We start from the raw sequence: 324 nt of genomic DNA, 5'->3' as shown, positions 1-324 counted from the left end.
TAGTGTCAGTATTTGTTTCCCATGAAAGACCTACGCTAGTAAAGTCAGGTTGAGCATGGAGATCCGTTGGTGCGTTAGGTAAAATAGGAGCAATTACATCAAAAGCATCAACGTTAATCCGAGTTTCGACTGCAGACTGGTGACCTATTTGAGCAGGATTTACTAGTTTAATGGTGTGAGTCCCATAAGGAAGATCTAGTTTCTCAAACACATTCACACGATAGGAAACAGAAGCAGAATATAGGTTAACTTTTGTTATAAGTTGATCATTAATGTAAACGTCCATTAATCCATTTCTAGTGCTAGTTAAAGAGAGCACCCGAA

Annotated in this window: 1 protein-coding gene; it reads right to left on the bottom strand. The window is 38.6% G+C overall.

Annotated features, from left to right (window positions below; genetic code table 11):
- On the bottom strand, positions 1–324 hold a 324-nt coding region (locus tag DS745_RS24365; RefSeq protein ID WP_161568383.1), incomplete at both ends, for a hypothetical protein.

Origin of the sequence: Anaerobacillus alkaliphilus (assembly GCF_004116265.1) — a bacterium.
Classification (GTDB): domain Bacteria; phylum Bacillota; class Bacilli; order Bacillales; family Anaerobacillaceae; genus Anaerobacillus; species Anaerobacillus alkaliphilus.
Note: the sequence above shows the minus strand (reverse complement) of the source record. Positions and strands in the feature narration are given on the sequence as shown.